Raw genomic sequence first — 15,927 nt, 5'->3', positions numbered from 1 at the left:
TCGAGTGCGGCTGATGCGATCAAACGCAATCGTCTGAAGGGTGCAGCACGCAAGCGGCAGGCGCATCGTCACCGCGTCCCGTTACCGGCCTGGGTGCTCGACCGCTCAGGGGGCGCCGGCCTTGGCTGCCCCGGGGACGTTTTGCGGGTGGTGCTGGGTGGGTGGCCGGTCCAGCGGATGTAGGCGCGGCGGAACTCGCGGGCGTCGCTGAAGCCGACCTCGTGGGCGATGGCGTCGACGGGGAGGGCGGTCTCGAGGAGGAGGAAGGTGGCGCGGCGTTCGCGTACGCGGTCGCGGATGGTGCTGTAGTGCTCGCCTGAGGCGGCGAGCTGGCGGCGCAGGGTGCGTTCGGTGATGTGGAGGTGCCGGGCCGCCTCGGCCATGGTGAGCGGGCGGCGGAGGTCCTGGTCGAGCAGGGTCTCGACGGTGACGGTGATGTCGGAGCGGGCGGTGCCGAGGTCGAGGAGGCCGCGGCAGGCGGCGATGGCGGCGGCACGGGTCGGTTCGCTGTGGGTGGGGAAGGCGAGCCCGAGCAGGGCGCCCGGGTAGACCATGCGGTTGGCGGCGGCGTCGAACAGGATGGGGCAGCGGAAGAAGCGCCGGTACTCCTCGGCGTAGGGCGGGGCGGGGTAGGCCAGCTCGATGCGGGTGGGCGACCAGTCCGCGCCCAGCATGGAGCGGAGGAGGACGAGAGTGCTGCACATCGCCTCCTCGCAGAGGAAGGCGATCAGTTCGGGGTCGGGGCGCCGCTCATGGAACCGGAGCGCGGCCGTGTCGCCGAAGGCCTCTGCCTCCACGTCGAGCAGGCTTCCCGCGGCCTGGTGCAGTTCGAGGGCCAGGGAGAGGGCTTCCTTCGCGGTGGAGCAGGAGCGCAGGGCGACGCCGAGCATGCCGAACGACAGCAGGACGTCCCGGCCGCCGACCCGCATGCCGAGCGGCTTGCCGGGCATCGCCCGCATGGCGCGCCGCAGGACGGTGCTCGCCTGCCGGAAGGAGACCTTCAGGGTGCCCGAGGTGAGCAGTACTGCCGGCTCCAGCCCGGTGCCGGCGAACCAGGAGACGATCGGAAGGCCCTCGCGCTGCCCGATCTCGACCAGCCCGACGAGGACGCTCGGGGGGATGACCGCCTCGTTGAGCCGTGCGTCGCCGCTCACACGTCCCCCCTAGGTGTCCGGTCTGCCCCCCACGCTAGCCCGGATTCGCCCTCCCGGGCTCCCGAGCCTGGACGTTGGATCGAGCGTAGTCACACGTCCAGAGGAGTGTTCATGGCGGGGAACGGATCGGAACCCGAGAGGGTGTGCGTCGTCGGCGCCGGGCCGGCGGGCCTGTCGGCCGCCCGTGCCCTCCAGCGGCTCGGCATCGCCTACGACCAGTACGAGCGGCATAACGATGTCGGCGGCATCTGGAGTCTCGACAACCCGGGCACGCCGATGTACGAATCGGCGCACTTCATCTCCTCGCGGAAGACCTCCGGGTTCTTCGACTTCCCGATGCCCGAGGACTTTCCCGACTACCCCGGCCACCGGCTGATCCTGCAGTACACCCGGGACTTCGCCGACGCCTACGGCCTGCGCGAGGCGATCCGCTTCGGCACCGCCGTCAGCGCGGTGGAACGGTCCGGCGACGCATGGGCCGTGACCGCGGAGGACGGCTCGCGCCACCGCTACCGGGCGGTCGTGTGCGCGACCGGCGTGACCTGGACGCCGCGCATGCCGCGGCACCCCGGCACGTTCACCGGGGAGATCCGGCACTCGTCCTCCTACCGCAGCCCGGAGGAGTTCCGCGGCAAGCGCGTGCTGGTGGTGGGCCTGGGCAACTCTGGCGCCGACATCGCCTGCGACGCCGCCGCCAGCGCGGAGGCCGCCTTCGTCAGCGTCCGGCGCGGCTACCATCTGATCCCCAAGCACATCTTCGGCGTCCCCAGCGACGAGTTCGCCGCCAAAGGGCCGCGGTTGCCGCTGCGCTTGGAGCGCCCGCTGTTCGCCGCGACGCTCCGGCTCCTCCAAGGCGATCTCACCAGGTACGGGCTGCCCAAGCCCGACCACAAGCTGTTCGAGTCGCACCCGCTGCTCAACAGTCAGCTGATCCACCACCTCCAGCACGGCGACGTCGCGGTCCGGCCGGACATCGCGAGCCTGGACGGCGACCGGGTCCGCTTCACCGACGGCACCGGCGAGCGGATCGACCTGGTGCTCTACGCCACCGGCTACGACTGGGACATCCCGTACGCCGAGAAGTACTTCACCTGGAACGACGGCCGACCCGAGTTGTACCTGACCGCGTTCAGCCGCGAGCACCGCAACCTGTTCGGCCTCGGCTACCTGGAGATCAACTCCAGCGCGTACACCGTCTTCGACCACATCAGCAACATCCTGGCCCAGTACCTCCACGACCAGGAGCACGCGCCGGCCCGCGCGGCGCGGTTCGACCGCATGATCGCGAAGGACCGTCCCAGGCTCGACGGCGGAATCCGCTTCCTCGACTCGGCGCGTCACCGGTCCTACGTCGACGCCCACGCCTACCGCGGATACCTCGGCACGATAGGCGGACGCATGGGCTGGACCGGCCTGACCCCCGGCATGTTCGACCGGCAGCGGAGGTCGGCATGAGGGTCGCCGTCGTCACCGGCGCGGCCGGAGCCATCGGAACCGCGATCACCCTCCGCCTCCAGGAGCGCGGCTTCCACGTCATCGCCGTCGACCTGGACGCCGCCGGGCTCGACCGGCTTCCCCGTCCCGTGACACGGCTGCGCCTCGATCTGACCGAACCCGGCTTCCACCAGGACGTCGTGGCGGCCGTCGAGGCCTCCGGTGGCCGGTGCGACCTGCTCGTCAACAACGCGGGGATCGTCGTCACCCGGCCGTTCGAGGAGGTGACCGTCGAGGACAGCCGCCGCGAGCAGCTGATCAACCTCCAGGCGCCCATGCAGCTCAGCCGCGCGCTCTACCCGGCCCTGCGCCGGGTCCCCGGCCGGATCGTCTCCGTCGTGTCGCTGGGCGCGATGATGCCGCTCGCGGAGAGCGCCGGCTACTGCGCGTCGAAGGCGGGGCTGCGGGCGTTCATGCTCGCGCTCGCGATGCTCGAACGTGAGACGGGCGTGCGCGTCGGCATGGTCCACCCCGGCGCCGTGGACACCCCGATGCTCCGCCACGAGGCCGCCAACGGAGGCTCCGCTCTCAACTTCCTCAGCGAACCGCTCAGCCCCGACGCCGTCGCCCGGGCGGTCGTCGCCAACCTGGACCGGCCCCGCCTGGAGACCAACCTGCCCCGGCACGACGGGTGGCTCCTCAAGACCGCCGGCCTGACCCCCGGCGTCCTCCCTCGCATCCGGCCGCTGCTCGAACGGCTCGCACAGCCCGGGCTCCGCAAGTACCGGCGGGACCACGGAATGTGATGAGGGCGGGGGCGGCTTAGCCAGGATTTGACGGTTTCGGTGACGACTCGATAGCGCCGGACGTGGCGTACTGCTGTGGCGACAATGGACGATTCCTTTGTCGTTCGGGCGGTGGCCACGGCCGGGCCCGTCCGCGCCGGAGGAAACGCGCACCGCCGGCTCGGGGGCAGAGGCAGTACCTGCGGCATGGAGGAATCCGAATGTCGGACCAAGGCGACCTTCCGGCGCCGAGCCAGGGGCTCGTGGTCACGCACTTCCTGACCGTCCGGGACGTGGCCGTCTCCAGGGAGTTCTACGCGAACGTCCTCGGCGGCAAGGTGGTGCTCCGTGAGAACCCGGCGATCGTGCAGGTGGCCAACACCTGGATCATCATGAACCCCGGCGGCGGCCCCACCCCGGACAAGCCCGACGTGGTCCTCAGGCCGCCCGAGCCCGGCGATCCGGTGTCGGCCTTCCTCAACGTCCGGGTGGCGGACATCGAAGCGTTCTACGCCGAGGCCACCGCCCAGGGTGCGGAGTTCCTGACCGAGCCCCTGGACCGCAAGGCGGAGATCCGCTGCTACATGCGCGACCCGGACGGATATCTCATCGAGGTCGGGCAGGCTACGGGCATGCTCCGCGGTGTCTTTGCCGACCGTTCGGCGCCCGATTAGCGGACATATTCGGCTGCCTGCCCCGCGTCGGGGGCAAGGAGGCGGCGGATGCGCTCATGCTCGGCGGCCATCTCCGGTGTGGCGAGGAAGTCGTCGAGATCGGCGGAGACCTGGTGGTCGACCTCCTCGATGGAGCGCATGGCGAGTTCGTAGAGCTCGCCGCGCCGGCCCTGCTCCAGGTAGCTCTGCCAGTGCGTCAAGGCGTTGACGGCGGTGAGGACTCCGGCGTCCAGATCGTCATCGACCAGGATGCCGTCATAGATCGTCGCGAGCTCGTCCTGCAGTTCGGCGGCGCTGAGCGTCAGGACGTTCGCGCAGGCGGTGCCGAGCGCCGCCCGTGCCTCCTCCGAAAGCTCGTCCTCGGCCGCACCGTCGAGCAGCGCCGGCCGCACCAGTCGAGTGACCGTCTCCTCGCCGAAGGCGCGAGCGTCGTCGTCGGCGGCTCCGATGATCAGGCGGAGAACGTCCGCTTCGAGCTCACTGTGGTTCACCCCCGAAGCCTAACGGTCGTCTCCGGAAGCGGACCATTCCTTCGGGAACGGCTCCGCCTTTCGGTATACCCGCGATTTCATGTGCCGGAATGGTTCCGCAGGGTGAGCGAGGCTCGCCGGCCGGCCATCTCATGCGTTCGTGTCATGCCTCGCCTCCATGGACCGGGGAGGGTGAGGGGGTGTCATCGACACCACCGCATTGAAGGCGTGCGGGTGCGTCGCACGTCCGCAATGGAGTCACCGGTCCAATGATCACGCAGAAGCCCCTCCACCCCGTCCGACGGGGACTGACATCAGACGAGGCCGCCGTACGGCTGCGGCGGGACGGGCCGAACCTGCTCCCGGCGGAGCGGCCGCCCTCTCCGCTGGTGTCGCTGGCGAGGCAGATGGTGCACTTCTTCGCGCTGCTGCTGTGGGCGGCCGCGGTCCTCGCCTATGTCGGCGGCCTGCCGGAGCTCGCGGCGGCCATCGTCGTGGTGGTCGTCCTCAACGGGGTCTTCGCGTTCGCCCAGGAGTACCGGGCCGAGCGGGCCGGCAGGCGGCTGCGGGAGCTGCTGCCGGCCCGGGTGACGGTCCGCCGGGACGGGCACCGCACGGTGATCGACACCAAGGACCTCGTGGCCGGGGACATCGTCCTGCTGGAGGCCGGCGACCGGGTCTCGGCCGACCTCGAACTCCTGGAGACGCACGCCCTGGCGGTCGACGAGTCGACGCTCACCGGCGAGAGCGTCCCGGCCCGGCCGGAGGCGGGCGGCCGCGCGCATGCGGGCACGTTCGTGACCGAGGGCGAGGCGGAGGCGAGGGTCACGGCCACGGGGGCGCGGACCCGGCTGGCGGGCATCGCCGCGCTGTCCCGCACCGCCGGGCGGCGCCCCAGCCCGCTGACGAGGCAGCTGCACCGGGTGGTGCGGGTCGTCGCGCTGACCGCGGTCGGCGTCGGCGCGGCGTTCTTCGGGGTCGCCGTGCTGCTCGGACTGCCGCCCGGCAAGGGCTTCCTGCTGGCCGTGGGCGTCACCGTCGCGCTGGTACCGGAAGGACTGCTGCCGACCGTCACGCTGTCGCTGGCCCGCGCCGCGCAGCGGATGGCCGGGAGCAAGGCCCTGGTGCGGCGGCTGGAGGCGGTGGAGACGCTCGGCTCCACCACGTTCATCTGCACCGACAAGACCGGCACGCTGACGTACAACGAGATGACTGCCGTCCAGGTCTGGACGCCGTCCGGAGAAGTGCGGATCGAGGGAAGCGGATACTCCCCGGACGGCCGGCTCATCGGCGGGCCGGACGCGGTGGAGGCCGTCCGGAGGCTCGCCGTCACCGCCTACCGCTGCTCCACCGGGCGGACGCGGCGCCAGGACGGCCGCTGGCGAGCGGTCGGGGACCCGATGGAGGCGGCCCTGCACGCGCTCGGGCTCCGGGCCGGGGCGGATCTGTCCGACGAGCCCGAGCGGCGCCGCTACCCCTTCGACGCGAAGCGGCGGCGCTCCTCCTCGCTCACCGCCAGCGGACTGCACCTGAAAGGCGCTCCCGACTCGGTGCTGCCGCGCTGCGCGCCGGTGCCGGGAGCCGAAGAGGCCCTCGCCGCCATGACCGGACGAGGCCTGCGCGTCCTCGCCGTCGCCGTCCGCCTGCCCGGCGACCTGCCGGACGACCTGCCCGCCGACCCCGACCAGGCCGAGCGCGGACTGGCGCTGCTCGGCCTGGTCGGCCTCCAGGACCCGCCCCGTGACGACGTCGCCGACGCGATCGCGTCCTGCCGCCGGGCGGGCATCCGGCTCGCCATGATCACGGGGGACCATCCGGCGACCGCCCACGCCATCGCCGCCGAGGTCGGGCTGTCCGAGCCGGGGAGCCCGGTGGTGACCGGGGCCGACCTGCCTCGGGACGAGGCCGAGCTCGGGCGGCTGCTGGACGGCGACGGCGTGGTCGTCGCCCGCGTCACCCCCGAGGACAAGCTGCGGATCGCCCGGGCCCTGCAGGGACGCGGGCACGTGGTGGCCATGACCGGCGACGGCGTCAACGACGGCCCGGCGCTGCGGCAGGCCGACATCGGCGTGGCGATGGGCGCGTCCGGCACCGACGTCGCCCGCGAGGCCGCCGACCTCGTCCTCCTGGACGACCACTTCGCCACGATCGTCGCGGCGGTGGAGCTGGGCCGGGCGACCTTCTCCAACATCCGCCGGTTCCTGACCTACCACCTCACCGACAATGTCGCCGAACTGGTGCCGTTCGCGGCGTGGGCGGTGACGGGCGGGCAGCTCCCGCTGGCGCTCGGCGTGCTGCAGATCCTCGCCCTGGACGTCGGCACCGACATCCTGCCCGCGCTCGCGCTCGGAGCCGAACCCGCCGGGCGGCACACCCTGGAGGGGCGCGCCCGCGACGACCGCCTCATCGACCGCCGCCTCCTCGGCCGGGTCTTCGGCGTCCTCGGGCCCGTCGAGGCCGCCGCGACCATGGCCGCCTTCGCCGCCGTCCTCGTCGCCGGAGGATGGAGCTGGGGCGAGACGCCCTCCGCCGCGCTGCTGTCCACGGCGTCCGGCACCGCGTTCGCCGCCATCATGCTCGGGCAGATGGCGACCGCGTTCTCGTGCCGCAGCGAATCGCGGTGGGCGGGCCGGCTCCGCTGGAACGGCAACCCGCTGCTGCTGTGGGCGGTCGCGACCGATCTGGTGCTGATGTTCGTCTTCCTCGGGGTTCCGCCGGTGGCCCATCTGCTCGGCGGCGGCCTCCCGTCCGCGCTCGGCTGGGCGGTCGCCCTCACCGCCGTGCCGGCCGTCCTGCTGGCCGACGCGGCCGCCAAGGCCGTCCGGGGACGCGGAGCCGCAGCGGCGGGCCGGACCAGGCCAAGCCGGAGCGTGCTCGACCGGCTGACGATGAGAAAGCGCGGAACCCGGCCGCGGTGAAGAAGGCTGCCATGAGCGTGCCCCCCGGCCCAACAGGGGCCGGGGGGCGGACGGCGGTCGGTGCACGCCCCGCTACGGACTGCCTCCCCGCCAACTGATGAGCTCGTCCTTGGTGACGCCGTACCGGGCGAGGAAGCTCTCCGCGAGGTCGTACTCGACGGGGTCCGGCAGTACTCGCTCGGCTTCGTCCGCCACGCCGGGCAGGCCCGCTGTCAGGAGCATCTGAACGACGTGCCGCTTGGGGACTTCCAGTTCTTCCACCGCATCTCCTATCCTGCGCGGTCCCGCCCTTCCATGGGGAACCGCTTGCCCTCGTCAGTGAGGGGGGTGTCGACGCCGGTGGTCGGCGACGCCGCCACTGCCGAGTGGCCCTGCTCGCCGGGGCCTCCATCGCTCCTCGGTCATCAGTTACGACAGGGCGGCCTTGCGTCCTGTGACAACTCCGGCCCGCGCCGGTGCCTGTCACAGATGTGGGGGCGGCCCTGTCTTAGCTGGCGGACCCCCTCCTGGACGAGGCCGGTCCGGGTTCATCGTGGAGGTGCGGCGCAATGGAGAGTGTGATCATCGGCGCGGGGCCCGGCGATTCCGATCGCCGGCTGACGACATGAGCATCCGGTACGCGACGGCGCAGGGGCGGTGGGTGATCGCCGCGACCGTCCTCGGATCGGCGATCGCCTCGCTCGACGCGACCGTGGTGGGCATCGCGCTGCCCGCCATCGGCCGCGACTTCGGCACCGGCCTGGCCGCCCTGCAGTGGATCGTCACCGCCTACACCCTCACCCTCGCGGGTCTGCTCCTGGTCGCGGGCGCCCTCGGCGACCACTACGGCCGCCGCCGCGTCTTCCTCGCCGGGGTCGTCTGGTTCGCGCTCGCGTCCACCCTCTGCGCGTTCGCGCCGACCCCCGGCACCCTCGTCGCCGCACGTGCCCTGCAGGGCGTCGGCGCGGCGCTGCTCACTCCCGGCAGCCTCGCGATCCTGGAGGCCTCGTTCCATCCCGACGACCGCTCCCGGGCGATCGGCGCGTGGTCCGGGCTGAGCGGCGTCGCCTCCGCGGCCGGCCCGTTCGTCGGCGGCTGGCTCGTCCAGGCGGCGAGCTGGCGGCTCATCTTCCTGATCAACCTGCCGGTGGCCGCGGTGGTCATCGTCCTGGCCGTGCGGCACGTCCCCGAGTCCCGCGACCCGGACGCGGCAGGCCGGATCGACATCGCCGGCGGCGCCCTGGCCACCCTGGGCCTGGTCGGCCTGACCTACGGACTGATCACAGGCGCGGCCGGGATCCCGGCGATCATCGCGGGGACGGTCCTGCTCGCCGGCTTCGTGCTGCTGGAAGGCCGGATCCGGCACCCGATGCTGCCGCTCGGCCTCTTCCGCTCCCGGCAGTTCAGCGTGACGAACATCGTCACCTTCGTCGTGTACGGGGCGCTGGGCGGCGCCTTGTTCCTGCTGCCCATCCAGTTGCAGCAGGTCTCCGGCTACACCGCTTTCGAGGCGGGCGTCTCCCTCCTGCCGGTCACCGCGATCATGCTCGCCCTCTCGGCCCGTTCCGGCGCCCTCGCCGCCCGCATCGGACCCCGGCTACAGATGAGCCTGGGCCCGATCGTCATCGGCACCGGCTTCGGCCTGTTCGTCCGCATCGGCCCCTCGGGGGACTACCTCACCGAGTCCCTGCCCGCCGTCACCGCCCTGGGCCTCGGCCTGGCGATCACCGTCGCGCCGCTGACGGCCACGGTCCTGGCCGCCGTCCCCGCCGAGCACGCGGGCATGGCCTCGGCCGTGAACAACGACGTGGCCCGAGCCGCCTCGCTCGTCGCCGTCGCCGTCTTCCCGGCCCTCGCCGGGATCACCGGAGACGCCTACATGCATCCGGCGGCGTTCTCCACCGGCTTCCACACCGCCGCGCTCCTCGCCGCGGGCCTGTGCGTCTTCGCCGGGATCCTCGCGGCGGCCGCCGTCCGCAACCCGCCGGGACCGGCACAGGCCCCGGGCTTCCACTGCGCGGTGGACGCGCCACCGCTGCGCGAAGGTCGCGGCAGGTGGAGGGGACATCCCTCTGGCGCAGGGCTGCGCGACCGTTCCTGAGGCACCGCGGCATCGCCTATCGAGGTCAGGGCGGGGGCGGGGTGGTGTGGTACAGGTGCAGCAGGCCGCGGGTCACGGCGGCCGGCCATACGGTCGCGTGCTGCTCACCGGGGATGATCTCGCTGCGCACGTCGATCTCCTCATGGTCGCGCAGCCGCTCGGTGAACGCGGCCAGATCGGCCACCATGTCGAGCCCCGACAGGGATCGCCGCATCGCCGCGGGCATGACGGGCCAATGCTCCATCCTGCGGGCCGGGTGGAGTCCCGGCCTGGCCGCCGGCGTCGCCGACCAGGACCGCCGGCCGTCCTGCCACCTCAGCCGAGCAGCCCGGCGATGAGCTCCTCGCGCGCGCGGACGCCGGTCTTGCGGTAGATCGATTTGAAGTGGTCGTTCAGGGTGTGGGGGGACATCTCCAGACGCCGGGCGATCTGCTTGGCGGCCATGCCCTGCAGCACGTGGCCGACGATCGCGCTCTCCCTGGGGGACAGGCCATGCCACAGTGCCATCGCCGGCAGCAGCTCGGTACCGGTCGCCGGTTGGATCGTCACCGCCACCGCGCCCGGTCCCGCACCGGTCATGGGCTGGGCGCGCAGGACGATCCATCCGCGGCGGGTGGGGACGCGGGTCAGGCAGGGCGCCCCGGTCCCGCGCGTCGCCTGGGTGAGGTTCCAGACGGTGCTCTCCAAGGGCGCGGCAGGTGCGGCGAGCGCGGCGGCGGAAACGCCGGCGGGAACGGTCCCCAACTCGGCGATCCAGTCGCGCACGGACGGAGTGGCGGCCACGACCGTCTCGTCGGCTCCGACCACGAGCACGCCCGGTGGCCGGTCCAGACTGCTGGGCTCCAGCGGCCCGCTGGAGACATAGCGCTTCATCGCGGCGACGACGGCCCGGCCGAGCCGCTGGGCATGCTCCGCCTCGACGGCCGAGAACGGCCGGCTCCCCCGTGCGCGTACGAGGACCAGGCCGCCCCAGGTGACCCCTGCACCGGCCAGTGCGACGCGCAGCTCACTGCCGACGCCTTCGCCGGCCATCACCGCGCGCATCGAGGGACTGCGGCAGGGCCCGGGGCCGTCGGTGTTGAGCACCATCGAACGGCGCGGGCCGTTGACCAGCTGTTCGAGCGTGACGGGATCGTCGCCTTCCGCCCGGGCGCCCAGAGTCAGCCGGCGGGCGGCCGCGGGGCTGTAGCCGTGCTCTCTGGCAAGGAAGGACCCGGCGCCGGTGACCGGGTCCACGGCCGCGAGCATGTACCCGTCGTGCGGCACCACTCGTCCGATCCACTGTGAGATCGCCGCGCCCAGTTCCGCGTTGGTGCCGGCCTCCGCCGCCGCCCCGATCAACGCGGCGCGGGCCCCGATCGCCACCCCGGTCACCCGGTCAGTATCACCCGAGAAGCCGATTCGCATCGCCGCCCGGGGACCCGTCTCTCCGGCAGGTGGCGGCAACGTCACCATGGCGATCGGACGGGTGCCGGACCCCGCACCGGCCAATCAGAACAAACCGCGCGAACCGGGGGAGAAGTAGTCGACGCGTCATGGCAACCCCCTTGGTCAGGGGGCTGCTGTGGCCGTCCGGGGTGGGTGAACGTGGCAGTGCACGAAGCCTTTTCACCGAACAGGAGGCATCATGATCATCAAACTCGCGGCCGCCGCACTCACCCTCGCGGGCGGTCTGGCCCTGGCCCCCGGCGCCGCCCTGGCCGCGCCCGCGGCGCCGGCGTCCGCGCAGAGCGCGGCGCTCGCCGCGCCCGGCTTCAACGCCGGCGGCACCTACCGGCTCTTCCAGAGCAACGGGGCCACCCCGCAGGTCAACGTGACGCAGGACGGCAGCGGCAGGCTCTTCGGGACCGCGTCCGGCGACAACGCGGTCGGGACGATCGAGGAAGGAGCGGTGGAGGGCACCAGCATCTCCTTCACCATCGGATGGTCCAACGGGTCCCGGGGACGCTACATCGGCTCGCTGGGCTCCGACAGGCGCCTGACGGGCACCACGTTCGACCTGGCCCACCCCACCAGCCAGGCGACCTGGTTCACCGACCGGACCTTCTGAGCCCGGTACCGGGCACACCGGGGTCCTGGACGAACGGGGTCCCGGACGGGCCAGAAGGACCTGCCAGCGGCCTACCGGGCCGGCGGAGCGGTTTGCCAACGCCCTGCTCCCGGTAGGCCGTCCGGCAGAGGGCCTTGCTGCCGGCCTCGCCCGCGGCGGGGGTCCATTGCTCGATCACGGGCCGTCCGGAATCGGACGGCCCGTCCTCGCACCGGGGCGGGCATGTGACGTAGGCATGGATTGAAGAATTATTCAATTTGCTATCCTTGCAAGGCAGGGTCGAGTCGTGCGGGGAGCGCGGTCGCGAGCGAGGGGAGCGGCGTCATGGGGCGTGGGCGGGCTAAGGCGAAGCAGACGAAGGTCGCGCGCCGGCTGAAGTACGGCGGCGCGGGCGGCGATCTGGAGCGGCTGCGGCGGGAGCTGGGGGTCGACGCCTCCACGGCGCAGAACGCCGACGCCGCCGAGGAGGCGCAGAGCGGCACCGACGACCAGGACGGGGAGCGCTGATGCCGGTTCCGCTCTACCAGGCCAAAGCCGAGCTGTTCAAGACGCTCGGGCATCCGGTGCGGGTGCGGGTGCTGGAGCTGCTGTGCGACCGGCCGATGCCGGTGCGGGACCTGCTGGCGGCGATCGAGGTCGAGGCGTCCAACCTGTCCCAGCAGCTGGCGGTGCTGCGCCGGGCCGGGATCGTCACCGCCCGCCGCGAAGGGGCGACGGTGACCTACGAGCTGGCCGGCGGGGACGTGTCGGAGCTGATGCGCGCGGCCCGCCGGATCCTCACCGACCTGCTGGCCGACCAGGGCCGGCTGCTGGCCGAGCTCAAGGCCGAGGCGCAGTGACCGCCGCCTCCATGGTCCGGCGGCTGGGCGGGCTGCTGCCCCGCCGGTCGGACTGGACGCCCGCGCGCCGCTCGCCGGGCCGGGACCTGACGGCCGGACTGATCGTGGCGGTGGTGGCGCTGCCGCTGGCGCTGGCGTTCGGGATCAGCTCCGGGCTCGGCGCCCAGGCAGGGCTGGTCACCGCGATCGTGGCGGGCACGCTGGCGGCGGTGTTCGGCGGCAGCAACCTGCAGGTGTCCGGGCCGACCGGCGCGATGACGGTCGTGCTCGCGCCGATCGTCGCCCGGCACGGGACCGACGGCGTGCTCATGGTCGGGCTGATGGCCGGGCTCATCCTGCTGGGGATGGCCGCGCTGCGCGCGGGCCGGTTCGCGGCGCTGCTGCCCACCCCCGTCATCGAGGGGTTCACCGCCGGCATCGCCGTGGTCATCGCCCTCCAGCAGGTGCCCGCCGCGCTCGGGGTGACCGGCCCGCACGCGGAGAAGGTGTGGCGGGCCGCGGGGCAGGCCGCCGTCGAATTCGCCCAGCACCCCACCGCCGCGGCCCCGGCCATGGCGGTGGCGGTCGCCGCGCTGATGCTCGTCGGCGCCCGGGTCCGTCCGGCGGTGCCGTTCTCGCTGATCGGCATCGTGGGCGCCACCCTGGTCGCCGAGGCCGCCTCCCTGGACGTCGCCCGCATCGGGTCGCTGCCGGCCGGGCTGCCCGCGCCGAGCCTGGGGTTCCTGGACGCCGGCGCGGCGATGGCGCTGCTGCCCTCGGCGATGGCGGTGGCGGCGCTGGCCGCGCTGGAGAGCCTGCTGTGCGCCACGGTCGCCGACGGCATGAGCGTCGGCGAGAAGCACGACCCCGACCGCGAGCTGTTCGGGCAGGGCGTGGCCAACCTGGCCGCGCCGCTGCTGGGCGGGGTGCCGGCGACCGCGGCGATCGCCCGCACCGCCGTCAACGTCCGGGCCGGCGCCCGGTCGAGGCTGGCCGCCCTCACCCACGCCGCCGTGCTGGCCGCGATCGTCCTCGCCGCCGGAAGCCTGGTCGGCCGCATCCCGCTGGCCGCGCTCGCCGGGGTGCTGCTGGCCACGACCGTCCGCATGGTGGAGGTCGGGTCGCTGCGCGCGATCGCGCGGGCCACCCGCGGCGACGCGGTCGTGCTGGTCCTGACCTTCGCGGTGACCGTGGTGTTCGACCTGATCACCGCGGTGGCCGTCGGGGTCGCGCTGGCCGTCGTGGTGGCGCTGCGCGCCGTCGCCGCCTCCGGCCGGCTCGACCAGGTCTCCCTCAAGGACGGCGACCGCGACGGCGACCACACCGCCGAGGAGCGGCGGCTCCTGGACGAGCACATCGTCGCCTACCGCTTCGACGGCCCGCTGTTCTTCGCCGCCGCGCACCGCTTCCTGCTGGAGCTGTCGGAGGTGAGCGACGTCCGGTTCGTCATCCTGCGGATGTCGCGGATCTCCGCGCTGGACGCGACCGGCGCCGGGGTGCTCGGCGACGCCATCACCCGGCTGGAGGACCGCGGCATCACCGTCCTGGTCTCCGGTGTCAGACCCGGCCACGACCAGATCCTGGCCGCCCTCGGCGTCGCCGAGCACCTGCGCCGCGACGGCCTGGTCTTCCCGACCACCCCCGAAGCGATCGCCCATGCCCGCGCCCGCCTCCGGGCCGCCGGGGTCCTGCCGCCCGACGGCCCCGCGGAACGGCCCAGCCTCACCCCTGAGCCGTCCACCTGACCCGGGCTTCGAACCCCTCGCCGGTGCTCGGGGTTCATCACCGGGAAGGGCGGTCCGCGCCTCCTGCCGGTCTGGTCCGGGCCCTGTACTCGGTCGGGGTCAGCCCGACGAGTTCACGGAAGCGCCGCGCGAAGTAGGTCGGGTTGTCCCATCCCACGGCCGCGCCGACGCGCGCGGCGGGGAGGTCGGAGCCGGCGAGCAGGTCGACGGCCCGTTCGGCCCTGATCCGGGCCAGGTGGTTCAGCGGGGACACCCCCACGTGCCGGACGAACAGCCGCCCCAGGTAGTCGGGATCGAGGCTGACGGCGCGCGCGAGGTCGTCCAGCCGCCAGGCTTCGGCCGGCGCCGCCTCCATCCGGGCGATGGAGGCGGCGACCGCCGGGTGCGGGGCGGGACCGGCGGCCTCCGGGACGCTCGCGTCGGCCAGGATGCCGAGCACGGTGACGAGCCTGCCCAGCGCGCGGCCCGCGTGCGGTCGCGCGCTGGACAGGTCCGCTTCGAGCCGCCGGATCTGGTCGATGGCCTCGTCGGCGGCGTCCGGCCCGAGGACGGTGACCGCCACGCCCCTGGAGCCGGGGGCGACGGGCTCGGTCCACAGCAGGCGACGCAGGGCCGGGACCTGGTAGATGCCTCCCAGTTCGGAACGCAGCGCCTGCGCCGACAGGCAGCAGTTGGCGACGACGAGGTCCGCGCAGTCCTCGAAACCGTGCCACGCGCCCGGCCGGAGCACGACGGCCTGGCCATGCCGCAGCCGGTGCTCGCCTCGGGCGGTCACGTGCGTCCCCTGTCCGGGCCCGATGACGGCGATCTCGATGAAGTCGTGCGCGTGCGCTTCCACCTTCGAGGAGAGCCGGTGCAGGCCTCCCCAGATCGGCCCGTCCGCGAACAGCCCCTGCTCGTGCAGCACGGTCGCCATGTCGGAATCCTACGAGTACCGGACGGGATCGGCCTAGCCGCGGTTACGCGCCGTTGGAAGGCTGGCGGCATGAGCAGAAACTCAGACATCGGCCCGGACGGACGCCTGCCCGACGACCTCGTCAGCAGCTACCGAGAGCACGGTTTCGTACGAGTCCGCGGGGTGCTCGGGCCGGGGCAGCTCGACCGTTTCAGAGCCGCCGCGGAGGCGTACCTCGACACGCATCGCGGGGACAGCCTGGAGAAGGGCGGCACCTTCAGCCAGTTGGTCAACGTCTGGCAGCCCGACGAGACCCTGCGGGACCTCACGTTCGACCGGCGGCTCGGCCGGATCGCCGAGCAGCTGGCCGGATTCCCGCTGCGGCTGTGGCACGACCAGATGCTGGTGAAGGAACCGCACAGCAACACCGCCACCGAGTTCCACCAGGACCGCCCGTACTGGCCGCACGCCGATGACCGGCTCCCGCTCTCGGCGTGGATCGCGCTGGTCGACGTGCCGCCCGAACGGGGATGCATGACGTTCCTGCCCGGCACGCAGGACCGCAGCGGCCTGCGCGCCCAGGACCTCCATGACGCGGACGACCTGTTCGCGGCGGATCCCGAACTGCGATGGATCCCGCGCGTGACCGTCCCGCTCCGAGCGGGCGACTGCACCTTCCACAGCGGCTACACCGCCCATATGGCCCTGCCGAACTCCACCGATCTGGCGAGGCTCGCGCACGTCGTCATCTACATGGACGCGGACACCGTCTTCAGCGGCGACCCGCACCCCGTGACCGACTCCCTGGGCCTCGTCAAGGGAGCGCGGCTGGACGGCGACGCCTTTCCGCGCCCGTGGGCGTAGCCGCAACCGGCGCGGAGTGAACGGGCCGCCCCGGCGTCCG

Annotated in this window: 16 protein-coding genes; 10 read left to right on the top strand and 6 right to left on the bottom strand. The window is 73.0% G+C overall.

What is annotated here, in order from left to right; translation table 11 throughout:
* Positions 1–68: 68 nt before the first annotated feature.
* A complete protein-coding gene (locus ABWI07_RS19030) occupies positions 69–1,154 on the bottom strand; it encodes an AraC family transcriptional regulator (RefSeq protein WP_353819305.1) in 1,086 nt (361 codons plus the stop codon).
* A 111-nt stretch (positions 1,155–1,265) separates the two neighbouring features.
* Here ABWI07_RS19030 and ABWI07_RS19025 point away from each other — a divergent pair, with 111 nt between their 5' ends.
* The 3 genes from ABWI07_RS19025 (at position 1,266) to ABWI07_RS19015 (ending at position 4,047) form a co-directional block, all read left to right on the top strand.
* Complete coding sequence (locus tag ABWI07_RS19025) at positions 1,266–2,609, top strand: flavin-containing monooxygenase (RefSeq protein ID WP_353819303.1); 1,344 nt, start codon at positions 1,266–1,268, stop codon at positions 2,607–2,609.
* Positions 2,606–3,394 carry an SDR family NAD(P)-dependent oxidoreductase gene (locus ABWI07_RS19020; protein ID WP_149263933.1) on the top strand — a complete coding sequence of 263 codons (789 nt, stop codon included), beginning with the start codon at positions 2,606–2,608 and terminating at the stop codon, positions 3,392–3,394. The genes ABWI07_RS19025 and ABWI07_RS19020 overlap by 4 nt, the downstream gene beginning before the upstream one ends.
* 200 nt (positions 3,395–3,594) lie before the next feature.
* On the top strand, positions 3,595–4,047 hold the full coding sequence (locus ABWI07_RS19015; RefSeq protein WP_149263932.1) for a VOC family protein: 453 nt from the start codon (positions 3,595–3,597) through the stop codon (positions 4,045–4,047).
* Here the strand turns inward: ABWI07_RS19015 and ABWI07_RS19010 are convergent.
* Positions 4,044–4,538: a hypothetical protein gene (locus tag ABWI07_RS19010; RefSeq protein WP_353819302.1), complete on the bottom strand. Its 495-nt coding sequence runs from the start codon at positions 4,536–4,538 to the stop codon at positions 4,044–4,046. The two genes, ABWI07_RS19015 and ABWI07_RS19010, sit on opposite strands and share 4 nt — an antisense overlap.
* A gap of 248 nt (positions 4,539–4,786) precedes the next feature.
* Between ABWI07_RS19010 and ABWI07_RS19005 the strand changes: the two genes are divergently transcribed.
* The gene (locus ABWI07_RS19005; protein ID WP_353819301.1) at positions 4,787–7,435 is read left to right on the top strand and encodes a cation-translocating P-type ATPase; all 2,649 of its coding nucleotides are present in this window, start codon (positions 4,787–4,789) and stop codon (positions 7,433–7,435) included.
* 72 nt (positions 7,436–7,507) lie between these two features.
* Here the strand turns inward: ABWI07_RS19005 and ABWI07_RS19000 are convergent, their stop codons facing one another.
* On the bottom strand, positions 7,508–7,696 hold the full coding sequence (locus ABWI07_RS19000; protein ID WP_149263929.1) for a hypothetical protein: 189 nt from the start codon (positions 7,694–7,696) through the stop codon (positions 7,508–7,510).
* A gap of 343 nt (positions 7,697–8,039) precedes the next feature.
* On the opposite strand from ABWI07_RS19000, the gene ABWI07_RS18995 reads away from it, so the two are divergent.
* Entirely contained in the window at positions 8,040–9,515 is a 1,476-nt protein-coding gene (locus ABWI07_RS18995; RefSeq protein WP_149263928.1) for an MFS transporter, read from the top strand.
* Between the two features lie 25 nt (positions 9,516–9,540).
* Here the strand turns inward: ABWI07_RS18995 and ABWI07_RS18990 are convergent, their stop codons facing one another.
* Together ABWI07_RS18990 and ABWI07_RS18985 are read right to left on the bottom strand one after the other, a co-directional pair.
* Complete coding sequence (locus tag ABWI07_RS18990; protein ID WP_353819300.1) at positions 9,541–9,729, bottom strand: hypothetical protein; 189 nt, start codon at positions 9,727–9,729, stop codon at positions 9,541–9,543.
* A 101-nt stretch (positions 9,730–9,830) separates the two neighbouring features.
* Entirely contained in the window at positions 9,831–10,889 is a 1,059-nt protein-coding gene (locus tag ABWI07_RS18985; protein ID WP_353819299.1) for a helix-turn-helix transcriptional regulator, read from the bottom strand.
* 253 nt (positions 10,890–11,142) lie between these two features.
* Here ABWI07_RS18985 and ABWI07_RS18980 point away from each other — a divergent pair, with 253 nt between their 5' ends.
* The 4 genes from ABWI07_RS18980 (at position 11,143) to ABWI07_RS18965 (ending at position 14,128) form a co-directional block, all read left to right on the top strand.
* Positions 11,143–11,565, top strand: coding sequence for a hypothetical protein (locus ABWI07_RS18980; protein ID WP_353819298.1), 423 nt, complete (start codon positions 11,143–11,145; stop codon positions 11,563–11,565).
* A 324-nt stretch (positions 11,566–11,889) separates the two neighbouring features.
* Entirely contained in the window at positions 11,890–12,072 is a 183-nt protein-coding gene (locus ABWI07_RS18975) for a DUF3073 family protein (protein ID WP_353819297.1), read from the top strand.
* Positions 12,072–12,404, top strand: coding sequence for an ArsR/SmtB family transcription factor (locus tag ABWI07_RS18970; protein WP_149263923.1), 333 nt, complete (start codon positions 12,072–12,074; stop codon positions 12,402–12,404). The genes ABWI07_RS18975 and ABWI07_RS18970 overlap by 1 nt, the downstream gene beginning before the upstream one ends.
* A gap of 11 nt (positions 12,405–12,415) precedes the next feature.
* Positions 12,416–14,128 (top strand): SulP family inorganic anion transporter, encoded by a 1,713-nt coding sequence (locus tag ABWI07_RS18965; protein ID WP_149264045.1) that lies wholly within the window; start codon positions 12,416–12,418, stop codon positions 14,126–14,128.
* Positions 14,129–14,165: 37 nt separating this feature from the next.
* Here ABWI07_RS18965 and ABWI07_RS18960 read toward each other — a convergent pair whose 3' ends face one another.
* Complete coding sequence (locus ABWI07_RS18960; protein ID WP_353819296.1) at positions 14,166–15,044, bottom strand: helix-turn-helix domain-containing protein; 879 nt, start codon at positions 15,042–15,044, stop codon at positions 14,166–14,168.
* 69 nt (positions 15,045–15,113) lie between these two features.
* Here ABWI07_RS18960 and ABWI07_RS18955 point away from each other — a divergent pair, with 69 nt between their 5' ends.
* Positions 15,114–15,887, top strand: a complete 774-nt coding sequence (locus tag ABWI07_RS18955; protein WP_353819295.1) for a phytanoyl-CoA dioxygenase family protein — start codon at positions 15,114–15,116, stop codon at positions 15,885–15,887.
* The last annotated feature ends 40 nt before the right edge of the window (positions 15,888–15,927 follow it).

Origin of the sequence: Actinomadura sp. NPDC000600 (assembly GCF_040492135.1) — a bacterium.
Taxonomy (GTDB): Bacteria; Actinomycetota; Actinomycetes; order Streptosporangiales; family Streptosporangiaceae; genus Spirillospora.
This window is presented reverse-complemented; position numbering and strand designations above follow the sequence as displayed.

Coding starts and splice junctions, on each gene's coding strand:
- ABWI07_RS19025 (WP_353819303.1), top strand. CDS start 1,266: ATGGCGGGGAACGGATCGGAACCCGAGAGGGTGTGCGTCGTCGGCGCC.
- ABWI07_RS19020 (WP_149263933.1), top strand. CDS start 2,606: ATGAGGGTCGCCGTCGTCACCGGCGCGGCCGGAGCCATCGGAACCGCG.
- ABWI07_RS19015 (WP_149263932.1), top strand. CDS start 3,595: ATGTCGGACCAAGGCGACCTTCCGGCGCCGAGCCAGGGGCTCGTGGTC.
- ABWI07_RS19005 (WP_353819301.1), top strand. CDS start 4,787: ATGATCACGCAGAAGCCCCTCCACCCCGTCCGACGGGGACTGACATCA.
- ABWI07_RS18995 (WP_149263928.1), top strand. CDS start 8,040: ATGAGCATCCGGTACGCGACGGCGCAGGGGCGGTGGGTGATCGCCGCG.
- ABWI07_RS18990 (WP_353819300.1), bottom strand. CDS start 9,729: ATGCGGCGATCCCTGTCGGGGCTCGACATGGTGGCCGATCTGGCCGCG.
- ABWI07_RS18980 (WP_353819298.1), top strand. CDS start 11,143: ATGATCATCAAACTCGCGGCCGCCGCACTCACCCTCGCGGGCGGTCTG.
- ABWI07_RS18975 (WP_353819297.1), top strand. CDS start 11,890: ATGGGGCGTGGGCGGGCTAAGGCGAAGCAGACGAAGGTCGCGCGCCGG.
- ABWI07_RS18970 (WP_149263923.1), top strand. CDS start 12,072: ATGCCGGTTCCGCTCTACCAGGCCAAAGCCGAGCTGTTCAAGACGCTC.
- ABWI07_RS18965 (WP_149264045.1), top strand. CDS start 12,416: ATGGTCCGGCGGCTGGGCGGGCTGCTGCCCCGCCGGTCGGACTGGACG.
- ABWI07_RS18960 (WP_353819296.1), bottom strand. CDS start 15,044: ATGGCGACCGTGCTGCACGAGCAGGGGCTGTTCGCGGACGGGCCGATC.
- ABWI07_RS18955 (WP_353819295.1), top strand. CDS start 15,114: ATGAGCAGAAACTCAGACATCGGCCCGGACGGACGCCTGCCCGACGAC.